Source organism: Cupriavidus sp. F041, assembly GCF_057814235.1.
Genome location: NZ_JBVASY010000001.1, coordinates 656,730 through 669,578, shown reverse-complemented (window position 1 = coordinate 669,578; position 12,849 = coordinate 656,730). Strand labels below are relative to the sequence as shown.

The following is a 12,849-nucleotide window of genomic DNA, read 5'->3' as shown; positions in this document are numbered from 1 at the left end:
AAGATGTTTGGCAAATTGAGTTTGGATGCCATCCCGTTCCACGAGCCCATCATCATGGGCACGTTGTCGATGGTGGCACTGGGTGGGGTGGCGCTATGCGCGCTGATCACCTATTTCGGCAAGTGGAAGTGGTTGTGGAACGACTGGTTCACCTCGGTCGACCATAAGAAGATCGGCATCATGTACGCCGCGGTCTCGCTGATCATGCTGCTGCGCGGCTTTGCCGACGCCATCATGATGCGTACCCAGCTGGCCCTGTCCACCAACGGCGCCACCGGCATCCTGCCGCCCGAGCACTACGACCAGATCTTCACCGCCCACGGCGTGATCATGATCTTCTTCGTGGCGATGCCGCTGATGACGGGCCTGATGAACCTTGTAGTGCCGCTGCAGATCGGCGCGCGCGACGTGGCCTTCCCGTTCCTCAACACGCTGAGCTTCTGGCTGTTCGTGGCCGGCGCCATGCTGGTCAACGTCTCTCTGGGCGTCGGCGAGTTCGCGCGTACCGGCTGGCTGGCCTACCCGCCGCTGTCCGGGATTGCGTACAGCCCCGGGGTGGGGGTGGACTACTACCTCTGGAGCTTGCAGATCTCGGGTCTCGGCACCTTGCTGACTGGCGTCAACTTCCTGGTGACCATCCTCAAGATGCGCGCGCCGGGCATGACCCTGATGCGCATGCCGGTGTTCACCTGGACCGCCCTGTGCACCAACGTGCTGATCATCGCCGCTTTCCCGGTGCTGACCGTCACGCTGGGCCTGCTGGGCCTGGACCGCTATCTCGGTATGCATTTCTTTACCAATGAGATGGGCGGCAACGCCATGATGTACGTGAACCTGATCTGGATCTGGGGCCACCCCGAGGTGTACATCCTGATCCTGCCGGCGTTCGGCATCTTCTCGGAAATCATCTCGACGTTCTCGGGCAAGAAGCTGTTCGGCTACAAGGGCATGGTCTACGCGACCAGCGCCATCATGGTGCTGTCGTTCCTGGTCTGGCTGCACCACTTCTTCACGATGGGTTCGGGCGCCAACGTCAACGCGTTCTTCGGCATCACCACGATGATCATCTCCATCCCGACCGGGGTGAAGATCTTCAACTGGCTGTTCACCATGTACCGCGGCCGCGTGCAGATGACCACGCCCGTGCTGTGGACGCTGGGCTTCATGGTCACCTTCGTGATCGGCGGCATGACCGGCGTGCTGATGGCAGTGCCGGCGGCTGACTTCGTGCTGCACAACAGCCTGTTCCTGATTGCCCACTTCCACAACGTGATCATCGGCGGCGTGCTGTTCGGCTACCTGGCCGGCATTACCTACTGGTTCCCGAAGGCGTTCGGCTTCAAGCTGGACGAAGGCCTCGGCAAGTGCGCGTTCTGGTGCTGGATCATCGGCTTCTACCTGGCCTTCATGCCGCTGTACGCGCTGGGCTTCATGGGCATGACGCGCCGCCTGAACCATACCGACAACCCTGCGTGGAACCCGTACCTTTATGTGGCCGTGGTGGGTGCGCTGTTTGTCGGCCTCGGCATCGTGTTCCAGGTCCTGCAGATCGTTGTCAGCGTGCGCCGCCGCAACGAACTGCGCGACGTCACCGGCGATCCCTGGGGTGGCCGTACCCTGGAGTGGGCAACTTCGTCGCCGCCGCCGTTCTACAACTTCGCGCACACCCCGGTGGTGCGTGACCTCGACGCCTTCGCCGACATGAAGGCACGCGGCGAGCTGCCGCAGATGCAGGCGCACTACGAGCAGATCCACATGCCGAAGAACACCGGCGCTGGCTTCTACATCGGTGCCTTCAGCCTGGCGCTCGGCTTCGCCCTGACCTGGCACATCTGGTGGCTGGCGGCGGTTGGCCTGGTGGGCATGATCGTCAGCTTCATCTTCCGCAGCAACGACGACCATATCGACTACTACGTGCCCGCACGCGAAGTCGAGGCGGTTGAGTCGAGCCATTTCCAGCGCATCGCGTCACAGGCCTGAATCGAATCATGACGACTGAAGCTCTACATCGTTATCCTGCGCATGCCGCCGACGCGGCGCATGCCCACTCGCACGACCACGCCCACCACGACACCAGCGCCAACACGGTGTTCGGTTTCTGGGTGTACCTGATGAGCGACTGCATCATCTTCGCCGGACTGTTCGCCGCTTTCGCGGTGCTGCGCGGCGAAGTGGCGGGCGGCCCCTCGGGCAAGGAACTGTTCGAACTGAACTACGTCCTGGTCGAGACCTTCCTGCTGTTGTTCAGCAGCCTGACCTCCGGCATGGCGATGATCGCGCTGCACAACGGCCAGCGCGCGCGCCTGCAGTTCTGGCTCGGCGTGACCTTCCTGCTGGGCGTGGCGTTCATCGGCATGGAAATCAACGAGTTCCATCACATGATCGCCGAAGGCGCGGGTCCGGAACGCAGCGCGTTCCTGTCCTCCTTCTTCACGCTGGTGGGCACCCACGGCCTGCACGTGGCCAGCGGCCTGCTGTGGATGGCCGTGCTGATGTGGCAGATCTCCCGCAAGGGCCTGACCGCCACCATGACCAAGCGCCTGGCCTGCTTCGCGCTGTTCTGGCACTTTCTGGACATCGTCTGGATCGGCGTGTTCACCGTGGTCTACCTGATGGGAGCGATGTAATGGAACACAGCAACGTTTCTACCGCCGGCGCTCACGACGCGCATGGCACCACGTCCGCCGGCGCCAGCCACGGCAGCGTCAAGTCCTATGTGATCGGCTTTGTGCTGGCGGTGATCCTGACCGTCATCCCGTTCAAGCTGGTGATGGGCGGCACGCTGGAAGCCTCCACCACGCTGGCCGTGATCCTCGGTCTGGCCGTGGTGCAGATCGTTGTGCACCTGGTCTACTTCCTGCACTTGGACAGCTCCTCGGAGCAGCGCTGGAACGTGATGGCGCTGGCCTTCACCGCGCTGATCCTGCTGATCGTGGTGGCGGGCTCGCTGTGGATCATGCACAACATGAACAGCAATATGATGGTGCACTGAGCGATCTACGCATCAGCGCTGACAAAGGCGGCCTCCGGGCCGCCTTTGTCGTTTTGCGCCCGGCATGGGCGCGATCCTGGCGGGACGGTCCTGAATTGACCTATGCTGGTTGAGTGCGAAGGACAGCAGCAAGGATTGGCGAGCGCCGTTACCGCCAGCATCCTTGAGAGGAGGGATGCGCCATGAAGGAATCATCCATCAAGGTGGGCGTCATCACGGACCAGACGGGGCCACTCTCGTTCGCGGGAATCGCCAATGCGAACGTGGCCAGGATGGTGATCGATGACATCAATGCAACGGGTGGCTTGCTGGGGCGGCAGATAGATCTGTACCTTGAGGACAGCGCGACCACGGACAGCGTAGCGGAAGCCAAAGCTGCCAAGCTCATCCAGCAGGATCAGGTCGATGTGCTCTTCGGTGGCATTTACAGCTCCACGCGGCAGGCGATCAAGGCTCCTGCCGTAGTGAACGGCAAGAAGCTCTACATTTACCCGGAGCAATACGAGGGACAGGAATGTGACCCGCTGATCTTCTGCACAGGCCCGGTGCCAGCGCAGCAGGTTGAGCCTCTCATACCCTGGCTGATGCAGCAAACGGGGGCGAAGAAATTCTACCTGTCGTCAGCGGACTATATCTGGCCGCGCACGATGAACAAGAAGGTTCGTCAGGTTGTCACGGCCCACGGTGGCTCGATTGTCGGAGAGGAGTACTTTCCCCTCGATCACGCCGACTATGGCAAGACAATCGACCAGATCGCATCCACCGGCGCAGAGGTGGTATTCAATACCATCGTCCCTCCCGGGCTCACGCCGTTCCTCGAGCAGCTCTACCGCGCCGGTTTCACGCAGCGAGGCGGATACATAGTCTGCACGTACTTCGACGAGAACTTCCTGAACCTGGTGCCGGCCGCGCATGTGGAGGGCCTGTACAGTTGCCTCGACTACTACCAGAACGTCAGCGATGCCTTCAGCAAGACACTGATCGATCAGTACGACAAGCGCTATCCGGGCACTGCCAGGTTCACTGCCGGCAGCGCGTGTTCGGGCATGTACCGGGGCCTGAGGCTCTGGGAGACTGCGGTCAAGGAGGCGGGCTCGCTGAAGCAGGAGGATGTCATCAAGGCGCTAGACCACGCAAGGATCGCTGAAGGGCCGGGTGGTCCGGCCGAAATGGTGCCCGGCCAGCATCACGTTCGCATGAACATGTACATCGCACAGGCAAGCAACGGCAGCTTCAGGATTGTCAAAAGCCTGGGGGTCGTCGATCCGAAGGAGTGCATGCAAGGCATAAGGTAGGCAATGTGAAGGGACCGGGCCCGAAACCGCCCGGCGCGGACCCGCATGCCGCTGCCCTATGCCGCCGCGCGTGCCAGGGCGGTGTGATTAGCCGGTTCGCCGTGCTTGGACGCCCCCGACTTCACCGCCACGCTCCGCCGCCCATCCACGCTGACCGGTACATCGCCCGCTATGGTCACACGGCGCACTACGCGGTGCGCGTCGCCGTAGTCGTTGATCGCATAGTGCTGTGTGGCGCGGTTATCCCAGATCGCCACGTCGTTCGCGCGCCAGCGCCAGCGCACGGTGTTTTCCAGGCGATGCACGTGATCCTGCAGAACGGAAACCAGGTGCTGCGAATCGGACGATGAGTAGCCCAGCAGCTTCCTGACGAAATGCCCCAGCACCAGCGTGCGCTCGCCGGTCTCCGGATGCACGCGCACCACCGGGTGCTCGGTTTCGTAGATGGCGGAAGTGGGCGAAGCCTTCCTGCGCGGCATCGTCGAGGTGGTCCTGGCCGCGGAAGAACAGCACCTTGTGGCGCAACAGCGCTGCGCGCACGGCGCCGAAGGTGGCGGCATCGAGGTCCGGCGCCAGCTTTAGCCCGCGGATCTCGGCGCCGATGCGCCCCGCTACCGGGTCGATGTCTAGTGTGACTTGGGCTGCGGATTGCTGCTGGGTCATCTGGGATTCTCCTGTGGGTGGCAATAAAGGGCGCGTTTGCGTGCGCGATCAAGTGTGCGAATCAGATCGCGAACCGGATATGCGGCGGCAGCCCGCCGCCGGCGTCGGGATCCGGCAGGCGCCGGATGGGCGCTTCGGCCAGGTCGGCCGGGCGCCCGGTGAATTCCTGCAGCACATCGTCCTTGACCCGCGCGAAGGACAGCGCCGCGCGGTCGCGCGGATGCGCCAGCGGCACCGGCAGGATGCGGCGGATGCGGCCGGGGCGCGGCTCCATCACCACCACGCGGTCGCCCAGGTAGATGGCTTCCTCCACATCGTGCGTGACCAGGATCATGGTGATGCCCTCGGCCTGCCAGATGCGGTGCAGCTCCTGTTGCAGGTAGGCGCGGGTCAGCGCATCGAGCGCGCCGAAGGGTTCGTCCAGCAGCAGGATCTCCGGGCGCGTGACCAGCGCGCGGGCGATGGCCACGCGCTGCGACATGCCGCCGGAGAGCTGATGCGGAAACGCGGTCTCGAAGCCGGCCAGCCCGACCAGCCCGATATGCTCGCGCACGGTGCGGCGTTTCCCGGTGTCGGTCAGGTCGGTGTTGAGCAGCGCCGTGCGGATGTTCTGCTCCACCGTCAGCCAGGGAAACAGCCGGTGCTCCTGGAACACGATGCCGCGGTCCAGGCTGGTGCCGGCCACGCGCTTGCCGTCGAGCAGGATCTCGCCTTTGTAGTCCTCCTCCAGGCCCACCACCAGCCGCAGCAGCGTGGATTTGCCGCAGCCGCTGGCGCCGACGATGCTGACGAACTCGCCGGGCGCAATCGAGAGGGTGATGTCTTCCAGTACGGGCAAGGGCTCGCCCTTGACTTCATATTGCTTGCGCAGGTGCTCGATGCTGAGCGTGCCGGCATGGGCCATGAGCGGGTTTCTCCAGTGAGTTGTTGGGAGAGCCGGCGATTCAGAACGCGGCGACGGAGCGGCCGCGCCACGCCAGCAGGCGGCTTTCGATACGGCTGGCGATCCAGTTCAGCGTGAAGCCGACCAGCCCGACCACGATCACGCCGAAGATCACCAGGTCCATCCAGAAATTCTCGCGGCCATCGGTCATGGTATTGCCGATGCCTTTGCCGGAGACCAGCATGTACTCGGCGCCGAGCGTGGCCAGCCATGCGTAGATCAGGGCCAGGTGGATGCCGGCAAAGATCGACGGCGAGGCCGACGGCAGCACCACGCGCAGCAGCACCTGCCAGCGCGAGTACTTCAGCACGCGGGCCACTTCCAGCAGGTCCGCGGGCACGCCGCGGATGCCTTCGAAGGTATTGAGCACCACGGGGAAGAACGCCGCCAGCGACAGGAACACCACCTTGGCGGTGTCGCCCAGGCCGAACCACACCGAGATCAGCGGAATCCACGCAAACAGCGAGATCTGCTTGATGGTGTGGAAGGTCGGGCCGAACAATTGCTCGAACAGCCGCGACAGCCCCAGCGCGGTGCCGAATACCAGGCCCACGCTGGCGCCGAGCGCGAAGCCCGCCAGGTCGCGCCACAGGCTGGCGGAGAGCGCCACGAAGAGGGCGCCGCTGCGCACCTGCTGCACCGCCGTGTCCCAGACCTTGGAAACCGGCACCAGCAGCGGCGAGGTGCTCCAGCCGAAGCGCACCGAGGCCCACCAGAGGACGATCAGCGCGACCGGCAGGACCCAGCCGCGCAGCGCGCGAGGCATGCGCACGGGACGTGCGCCGGCGGATCGGGTGGTCGGCGTCGTGATTGCATCAGCCATCTTGTTTTCCTTGTATTGCCGCGATCAAAGGCCCGGCTTGCGCCAGCGCAGCACCGCGCGCTCGGCCAGCGCCAGCAGCTTGTCCAGCGCGAACCCGACCGCGCCCACCACGATCACCGCGGCAATCACCATATCGAGCTGGAACAGTTGCCTGCCATAAACGATCATGTAGCCGAGCCCTTCGGATGACGCGAGCAGCTCCACCACCACCAGCGCCAGCCAGGCGTGCGTCAGCCCATAGCGGATGCCATTCCAGACCGGCGCGGCCGCGGCGGGAAACACCACCCGCGACAGCAGTTGCCAGCGCGTGAACTTCAGCACCCGCGCCACTTCGATATAGCGCGTGGGCACGTTCTGGATGCCCTTGTAGGTATTGAGCGCGATCGGCACCAGCGATGCCTTGGCGATCAGGATGATCTTGAGCGCTTCGTCGATGCCTACCAGCAGCATCAGCAGCGGCAGCCAGCCCAGCACGGGCACCTGGCTGAAGGCCTTGAAGGTGGGATAGACGTAATCGCGGAAAGCGGGCGACAGGCCCATCGCCACGCCCAGCGCCAGGCCGCCGGCCAGGCCCAGGGCAAAGCCGCCCGCCACCCGCAGCGCGCTGACGGCCAGGTTGGCCTGCAGCTCGCCGCTCTGGTACAGCTCGGCGAGCGTGTGCCAGACCGCGTCGGGCGCGGGCAGGACCTGCGGCGGGATCCATGCGAAGCGTGCCGCCACGTACCAGGCCAGCAGCAGCGCCAGCGGCACCGGCCAGGCCAGCAGCCAGGCGGCGTGATGCAGGCCGGGGCGCCAGTTGCGTTGCGCCTTGCCGCCGTGCTCGGGCGCTGCCCCGGCGGAAGCAGGCCGGGGCAGCGCAAGGGAATCGTTGGCAGCCATCGCGTCAGGCTCCGAGAATCTTGCCGTTCGGCTGGTAGACCGGCCAGTAGCTCTGCAGGCTCAGGTCGTTCAGCGCGTTCTTGAGGAAGCTCGTATCGATCCACTGGTCGACATCGAACCTGGCGCGCGACAGGCGCAGGCGGTAGGCCTGCTCGGTGGCGTCCTTGTAGCGGCTGACCAGGAAGGGGTCGAAGTTCGGGTTCAGCCGCACACGCAGCGGTTCGCCTTCGTAGTCTTCTTTCCAGTGCTCGTAAGGGGTGCCGGCGCGCGCCCAGGCGCGCAGCACGTCTTCGCGGTTCTTCTCGTCGGAGGCCCAGCGCGCGGCCTGCACCGCCGCCTTGACGAGCTGCTGGGTGGCTTCCGGATACTTGCTGGCGAAGGCGTCGGTCACCAGCACATGGCTCTGGCGCGTGTAGATCGGCGACTGGTTCTTGCTGGAGTAAAGGATGCGCACCGCGCCATTGTCGCGCAGGCGCAGGATGTCCATCGCGCCGATGGCGCCGTCGATATCGCGTGTCGTCAGCGCGGCCAGGTAGCCGGCGGTGTCCAGGTTCAGCAGCCGCAGGTCTTTCTCGGCGAGGCCGTTGGCCTCGAGCAGGCGCAATGCCGGCAGATGCATGTTGGTGCCCTTGAACAGCGACACGCGCTTGCCGCGCAGGTCCGCCACCGTCTTGAGCGGGGAGTCGGGCGGTACACCGATATAGATATTGGTGCGCACGCCCGTGGCCAGCACCAGCCGTGTCTTCAGGCCCGCGGCGCGCGCCACGATGGCGGGCAGGTCGCCCTGCATGGCGAAGTCGAGCTGATTGGTGCTGATGGCCTCGTTCACGGCCGGGCCCGCGCCTTTGAAGAAGAGCCATTCGATACGCGTGCCCGTGGGCTTGAACGCTTCCTCCAGCCATCCGCGCGCATGGGCGATGGCCATCGAACTGCCCGCGAAACTCGGCGGCGTCCCGGTGGCCGGCTGCGCCACGCCGATGCGGATCACATCGGGCCTGGCGGCGCCGCTGGCGCTGAATGCGCTTAATGCGCTTAATGGGCTGGCGGAGGCGGCGGCACCCAGGCTGGATACGGCAAGGCGTTTGAGAAGGGTTCGTCGCGTGAATGCCATCTTGGCTGTATCCCTGTGCAAAGCGGTGAAGAATGAATCGACGGCTCTCAAGATACGCGGCGTTGCCGGCGCGGCAGAAGGAATGTTTTTGGCTTTGGTTATGGGCTGCGCGCATATGCGCCGCAGGTGGCAATGCTTGCGCCGCCACGCATAAGGGAATGCGTTTTCCTTCGTTCCGCGAGGCAGCGGGGTGGCATAGAGTGCGCCATTTTCGATACGCGACCTTGGCGAGCCCATGACGAACAAGAACGAGAAGAACGCGCAGCCGCAATCCGGCCGGCGCCGTTTCCTGCGCCAGGGTGCAGGACTGGGCGGCGTGGCGCTTGGCGCTGGTGCCCTGGCCGCGGGTGCGCCAGCCACGGCGCGTGCCGAAGCCCTGACGGTGCCGCCGTGGACGCGCGCGCCCGGCGAGCCGGTGCTGTGGCGCGCCTACGGCCAGCCCGCCGAGTTCGAGAAGAACGTGATCCGGCGCAACCGTGGCGCCGCGCCGATGCCCGGCGCCAACTCATCGATGACGCCGCTGCAGGACCTGCGCGGCATCATCACGCCCACGGGCCTGGTATTCGAGCGCCACCACGCCGGCATCCCGCTGATCGATCCGGCCCTGCACCGCCTGGCCGTGCATGGGCTGGTGGATCGTCCGCGCATCTTCACCATGGACGACCTGGTGCGGCTGCCATCGGTGTCGCGCATTCACTTTCTCGAATGCTCCGGCAATACCGGGCGCGAATGGCGCGCGCCGAGCGCCACTTCGGTACAGATCAGCCACGGCTTGCTGTCGTGCTGCGAGTGGACCGGCGTGCCGCTCTCCGTCGTGCTGGAAGAGGTGGGCGTGCATCCGGAAGCGGCCTGGGTGCTGGCGGAGGGCGCCGATTCCGCGGCGATGACGCGCAGCGTGCCGATGGCCAAGCCGCTGGAGGACGCGCTGCTCGTCTACGCGCAGAACGGCGAGATGCTGCGGCCCGAGCACGGCTATCCGCTGCGGCTGTTCCTGCCGGGCTTTGAAGGCAATATGAGCATCAAGTGGCTGCGCCGCCTCAAGCTCGGGCGCGAGCCGTTCATGACGCGCGAGGAAACCGCCAAGTACACCGACTCGCTGCCCGACGGTAGCGCGTGCCAGTTCACCTTCCTGATGGACGTGAAATCGGTGATCACGTTTCCCGCGCCGGATCACGTGCTGTGCGACAGGGGCTTCCATGAAATCTCCGGGCTCGCGTGGTCCGGCCATGGCCGCATCCGGCGTGTGGACGTATCCGTGGACGGCGGCCGCAGCTGGCGCGAGGCAAAGTTGCAGGATCCCGTGCTTGACCGTGCGCTCACGCGTTTCCGGCTGTCGTGGCGCTGGGATGGCGGCCCCGCGGTGCTGCAAAGCCGCGCCATCGACGAGGCCGGCAATGTGCAGCCCTTGCCGGATCAACTGGTGGCAGCGCGCGGCTACGAGTCCACCTATCACTACAACGCCATCCAGGCGTGGCGCGTGGGCGCCGACGGGAGGATTGCCAATGCGCGCGCCTGACACTCTCCGTAGATCCCTTGGTGCTGTCCTGCTGGCGATGGCCGCGGTGTGCCAGCAGGCACAGGCGCAGACCTATGGCCTGGGCCTGCTGGCCAGCGAGCGCGATCTCGCCGCATGGAACATCGACGTCACGCCCGATGGCGCCGGCCTGCCGGCGGGCAGCGGCAGCGCGGCGCGCGGCAAACAGGTCTACGAAAACTCATGCGCCGCGTGCCACGGTATCAAGGGCGAGGGCAAACCGGCCGATGCGCTGGTGGGCGGGCAGGGGAGCCTGAAGAGCGCGCACGCGAATGGCAAGCCGGCGCTCAAGACCATCGGCAGCTTCTGGCCGTATGCGACCACGGTGTTCGATTTCATCAATCGCGCAATGCCTTACAACGCGCCGCAGAGCCTGAAAGCGGACGAGGTTTATGCGGTCACGGCCTACCTGCTGCATCTGAACGGCATTCTGCCCGCGGAGGCTGTGCTCGATGCGCGGACCTTGCCGCAGGTGCGGATGCCAAACCGCGATGGCTTCGTTGCCGACGGCCGGCCCGACACCGCCAACGTGCCATGCCGCAACGCCTGTGCCGCGCGACCCTGACCCCAATGTAAAGACATGGATATGCGTTAAACCTAACTTTGGTCCCTGAACTCGCCGGAACCCGCGCCACCGTTGGGTTTCGGCTATTTTTTGGGGTGCATATGTACCCATGTAAATACATTATATTAGCCTTGTTTTTTGCTGAATATGTCCAATAATGGTGTTCATGTATATCGAACACGTCCCCAACCGCAATTCCCCGCCGGCGATCCTGCTGCGCGAGTCCTATCGCGAAGGCAACAAGGTCAAGAAACGCACCCTGGCGAATTTGTCCGCACTGCCGCCCGAGGTGATCGAGGGCTTGAAGGTCTTGCTGCGCGGCGGGGCGGCCGTGGCCTCGGCCGATGAGGCCCTGGTGATCGAGCGCAGTCTGCCGCACGGCCATGTGGCCGCCGCGCTCGGTACGGCCCGCGCCTGTGGCGCGCAACACTGGTTCGCGGCGGCGCCGGGCCGCGTGCCATCCCTGGTCATGGCGCTGCTGGTGGCACGCCTGATTTCGCCCGCCTCCAAGCTGGCCACGCACCGCATGCTGCAGCAAGAGACCGCGGCCCATTCGCTGTCGCGCATGCTCGGCATCGGCGATGTGGAGCCCGAGGAGTTGTACGCCGCGCTGGACTGGCTGGGAGAGGCCCAGGAAGCCATCGAGAAGCGCCTGGCGAAGCAGCATCTGGCTGGTGGCACCCTGGTGCTCTATGACCTCACTTCCACCTGGCTGACCGGGCGCTGCTGCGACCTGGCGGCCTACGGCTACAGCCGCGATGGCAAGCGTCACGAGCCGCAGATCGTGTTCGGTCTGGTCTGTACGCCGCAAGGGTGTCCGGTGGCGGTCGAAGTCTTCGCCGGCAACACTGCCGATCCGAGCACGGTGGCGTCTCAGGTGGAGAAGCTCAAAGACCGTTTCGGCATCGAGAAGCTCGCCTGGGTAGGGGACCGGGGGATGCTGACGCAAGCCCGTATCGACACGCTGTTGCGCCCGGCAGGACTGGACTGGGTGAGTAGCCTGCGCGCCCCGCAGGTAGCTGAACTCGCCCGCGAACAAGGCCCCTTTCAGCCCTCGCTGTTCGATGAACGCAACCTCATCGAACTCACCAGCGAAACGTTTCCTGGCGAGCGACTGGTGGTGTGCCGCAATCCGCTGCTGGCCGACGAACGGGCCAGGAAACGCGAGGCGCTGTTGCAGGCCACCGAACAGGAGCTCAACAAGATTGCCGAGGCCACCACGCGCGCGCGCAACCGGCTCAAGGGCACGGAGGCGATTGCCCTGCGCGTGGGCCGGGTCATCGAGCGCTTCAAGATGGCCAAGCACTTCGAACTGACCATCACCGACACCAGCTTTGCCTGGGCGCGCAAGACGCTACAGATCGAGCAAGAGGCGGCACTCGATGGCCTGTATGTGGTGCGCACGAGTTTGCCGGCAGCGCAACTGTCAGCCGAGGCGGCCGTGTCGGCCTACAAGGGCTTGGCGGCGGTCGAGCGAGCGTTTCGTTCGCTCAAGACCATGGACTTGCACGTGCGCCCCGTATTCCATTGGAATGCCGAGCGCGTGCGTGCTCATGTCTTTCTGTGCATGCTGGCCTACTACGTCGAATGGCACATGCGCGAAAAATTAAAACCGATGCTCTTTGACGATGAATACATCGAGCTAGCGCGCGCTTCCCGTGCCTCGCCCGTGGCCAAGGCACGGCGTTCGGAACAGGCGAAAGCCAAGGACGCCACCAAGCGCACCGAGGATGATCTGCCGGTCCACAGCTTGCGCACGTTGCTCGGTGATCTGGCCACGCTCACCTACAACATCTGCCACACGCCGCTGAATCCGGACGCCAAGATCATCATGACCACGCGGCCAACGCCCCTTCAGGACCGCGCCTTCCGCCTCCTGGGCATCAGCCCGGCAGCCCTGCCGTAGCACCTGTACCCAGTCAGCCCTCGCTACGCACTCGCATAACCGCGTGAAATCAACACCTTACGCTGGCCTGAACTCAAAGTTAGGGTTAAACGGATAAGCGGCAGCGATTTCATTCGTTGACCGCTTCAGGCCCGGATC

At 64.8% G+C, this 12,849-nt stretch carries 12 protein-coding genes and 1 pseudogene; 8 read left to right on the top strand and 5 right to left on the bottom strand.

Annotation, left to right across the window (positions count from 1 at the left end):
• Positions 1-3: 3 nt before the first annotated feature.
• From cyoB to ACZY0R_RS03020, 4 genes are all read left to right on the top strand, one after another.
• The gene (gene cyoB / locus ACZY0R_RS03035) at positions 4-1,980 is read left to right on the top strand and encodes a cytochrome o ubiquinol oxidase subunit I (protein ID WP_488857065.1); all 1,977 of its coding nucleotides are present in this window, start codon (positions 4-6) and stop codon (positions 1,978-1,980) included.
• A gap of 8 nt (positions 1,981-1,988) precedes the next feature.
• Complete coding sequence (gene cyoC / locus ACZY0R_RS03030) at positions 1,989-2,627, top strand: cytochrome o ubiquinol oxidase subunit III (RefSeq protein WP_035866678.1); 639 nt, start codon at positions 1,989-1,991, stop codon at positions 2,625-2,627.
• Positions 2,627-2,992, top strand: a complete 366-nt coding sequence (locus ACZY0R_RS03025; protein ID WP_035866677.1) for a cytochrome o ubiquinol oxidase subunit IV — start codon at positions 2,627-2,629, stop codon at positions 2,990-2,992. The genes cyoC and ACZY0R_RS03025 overlap by 1 nt, the downstream gene beginning before the upstream one ends.
• Positions 2,993-3,174: 182 nt before the next feature.
• Entirely contained in the window at positions 3,175-4,287 is a 1,113-nt protein-coding gene (locus ACZY0R_RS03020) for a substrate-binding protein (protein WP_488857064.1), read from the top strand.
• A 56-nt stretch (positions 4,288-4,343) separates the two neighbouring features.
• Here ACZY0R_RS03020 and ACZY0R_RS03015 read toward each other — a convergent pair.
• The 5 genes and pseudogenes from ACZY0R_RS03015 to ACZY0R_RS02995 form a co-directional block, all read right to left on the bottom strand.
• Positions 4,344-4,950, bottom strand: a pseudogene (locus tag ACZY0R_RS03015) (TauD/TfdA dioxygenase family protein).
• Between the two features lie 61 nt (positions 4,951-5,011).
• Entirely contained in the window at positions 5,012-5,854 is an 843-nt protein-coding gene (locus ACZY0R_RS03010) for an ABC transporter ATP-binding protein (RefSeq protein WP_488857063.1), read from the bottom strand.
• Positions 5,855-5,894: 40 nt separating this feature from the next.
• Positions 5,895-6,716 (bottom strand): ABC transporter permease, encoded by an 822-nt coding sequence (locus tag ACZY0R_RS03005; RefSeq protein ID WP_488857062.1) that lies wholly within the window; start codon positions 6,714-6,716, stop codon positions 5,895-5,897.
• 24 nt (positions 6,717-6,740) lie between these two features.
• Positions 6,741-7,595: an ABC transporter permease gene (locus ACZY0R_RS03000; protein ID WP_488857061.1), complete on the bottom strand. Its 855-nt coding sequence runs from the start codon at positions 7,593-7,595 to the stop codon at positions 6,741-6,743.
• A gap of 4 nt (positions 7,596-7,599) precedes the next feature.
• Positions 7,600-8,520 (bottom strand): ABC transporter substrate-binding protein, encoded by a 921-nt coding sequence (locus ACZY0R_RS02995; RefSeq protein ID WP_488857060.1) that lies wholly within the window; start codon positions 8,518-8,520, stop codon positions 7,600-7,602.
• Here ACZY0R_RS02995 and ACZY0R_RS02990 point away from each other — a divergent pair.
• The 4 genes from ACZY0R_RS02990 to ACZY0R_RS02975 all read left to right on the top strand — a co-directional run bounded on the left by ACZY0R_RS02990 (position 8,513) and on the right by ACZY0R_RS02975 (position 12,711).
• Positions 8,513-8,860, top strand: a complete 348-nt coding sequence (locus ACZY0R_RS02990) for a hypothetical protein (RefSeq protein WP_488857059.1) — start codon at positions 8,513-8,515, stop codon at positions 8,858-8,860. The two genes, ACZY0R_RS02995 and ACZY0R_RS02990, sit on opposite strands and share 8 nt — an antisense overlap.
• Positions 8,861-8,941: 81 nt before the next feature.
• Positions 8,942-10,222 (top strand): sulfite dehydrogenase, encoded by a 1,281-nt coding sequence (gene soxC / locus ACZY0R_RS02985; protein ID WP_488857058.1) that lies wholly within the window; start codon positions 8,942-8,944, stop codon positions 10,220-10,222.
• Positions 10,209-10,805: a c-type cytochrome gene (locus tag ACZY0R_RS02980; protein ID WP_488857057.1), complete on the top strand. Its 597-nt coding sequence runs from the start codon at positions 10,209-10,211 to the stop codon at positions 10,803-10,805. Before soxC ends, ACZY0R_RS02980 begins: the two co-directional genes overlap by 14 nt.
• Positions 10,806-10,971: 166 nt before the next feature.
• Positions 10,972-12,711 carry an IS1634 family transposase gene (locus ACZY0R_RS02975; protein WP_488857056.1) on the top strand — a complete coding sequence of 580 codons (1,740 nt, stop codon included), beginning with the start codon at positions 10,972-10,974 and terminating at the stop codon, positions 12,709-12,711.
• The last annotated feature ends 138 nt before the right edge of the window (positions 12,712-12,849 follow it).

Excerpts from the sequence above, each read along its gene's own strand:
- cyoB (WP_488857065.1), top strand. The coding sequence starts at position 4 with ATGTTTGGCAAATTGAGTTTGGATGCCATCCCGTTCCACGAGCCCATC.
- cyoC (WP_035866678.1), top strand. The coding sequence starts at position 1,989 with ATGACGACTGAAGCTCTACATCGTTATCCTGCGCATGCCGCCGACGCG.
- ACZY0R_RS03025 (WP_035866677.1), top strand. The coding sequence starts at position 2,627 with ATGGAACACAGCAACGTTTCTACCGCCGGCGCTCACGACGCGCATGGC.
- ACZY0R_RS03020 (WP_488857064.1), top strand. The coding sequence starts at position 3,175 with ATGAAGGAATCATCCATCAAGGTGGGCGTCATCACGGACCAGACGGGG.
- ACZY0R_RS03010 (WP_488857063.1), bottom strand. The coding sequence starts at position 5,854 with ATGGCCCATGCCGGCACGCTCAGCATCGAGCACCTGCGCAAGCAATAT.
- ACZY0R_RS03005 (WP_488857062.1), bottom strand. The coding sequence starts at position 6,716 with ATGGCTGATGCAATCACGACGCCGACCACCCGATCCGCCGGCGCACGT.
- ACZY0R_RS03000 (WP_488857061.1), bottom strand. The coding sequence starts at position 7,595 with ATGGCTGCCAACGATTCCCTTGCGCTGCCCCGGCCTGCTTCCGCCGGG.
- ACZY0R_RS02990 (WP_488857059.1), top strand. The coding sequence starts at position 8,513 with ATGGCCATCGAACTGCCCGCGAAACTCGGCGGCGTCCCGGTGGCCGGC.
- ACZY0R_RS02995 (WP_488857060.1), bottom strand. The coding sequence starts at position 8,520 with ATGGCCATCGCCCATGCGCGCGGATGGCTGGAGGAAGCGTTCAAGCCC.
- soxC (WP_488857058.1), top strand. The coding sequence starts at position 8,942 with ATGACGAACAAGAACGAGAAGAACGCGCAGCCGCAATCCGGCCGGCGC.
- ACZY0R_RS02980 (WP_488857057.1), top strand. The coding sequence starts at position 10,209 with ATGCGCGCGCCTGACACTCTCCGTAGATCCCTTGGTGCTGTCCTGCTG.
- ACZY0R_RS02975 (WP_488857056.1), top strand. The coding sequence starts at position 10,972 with ATGTATATCGAACACGTCCCCAACCGCAATTCCCCGCCGGCGATCCTG.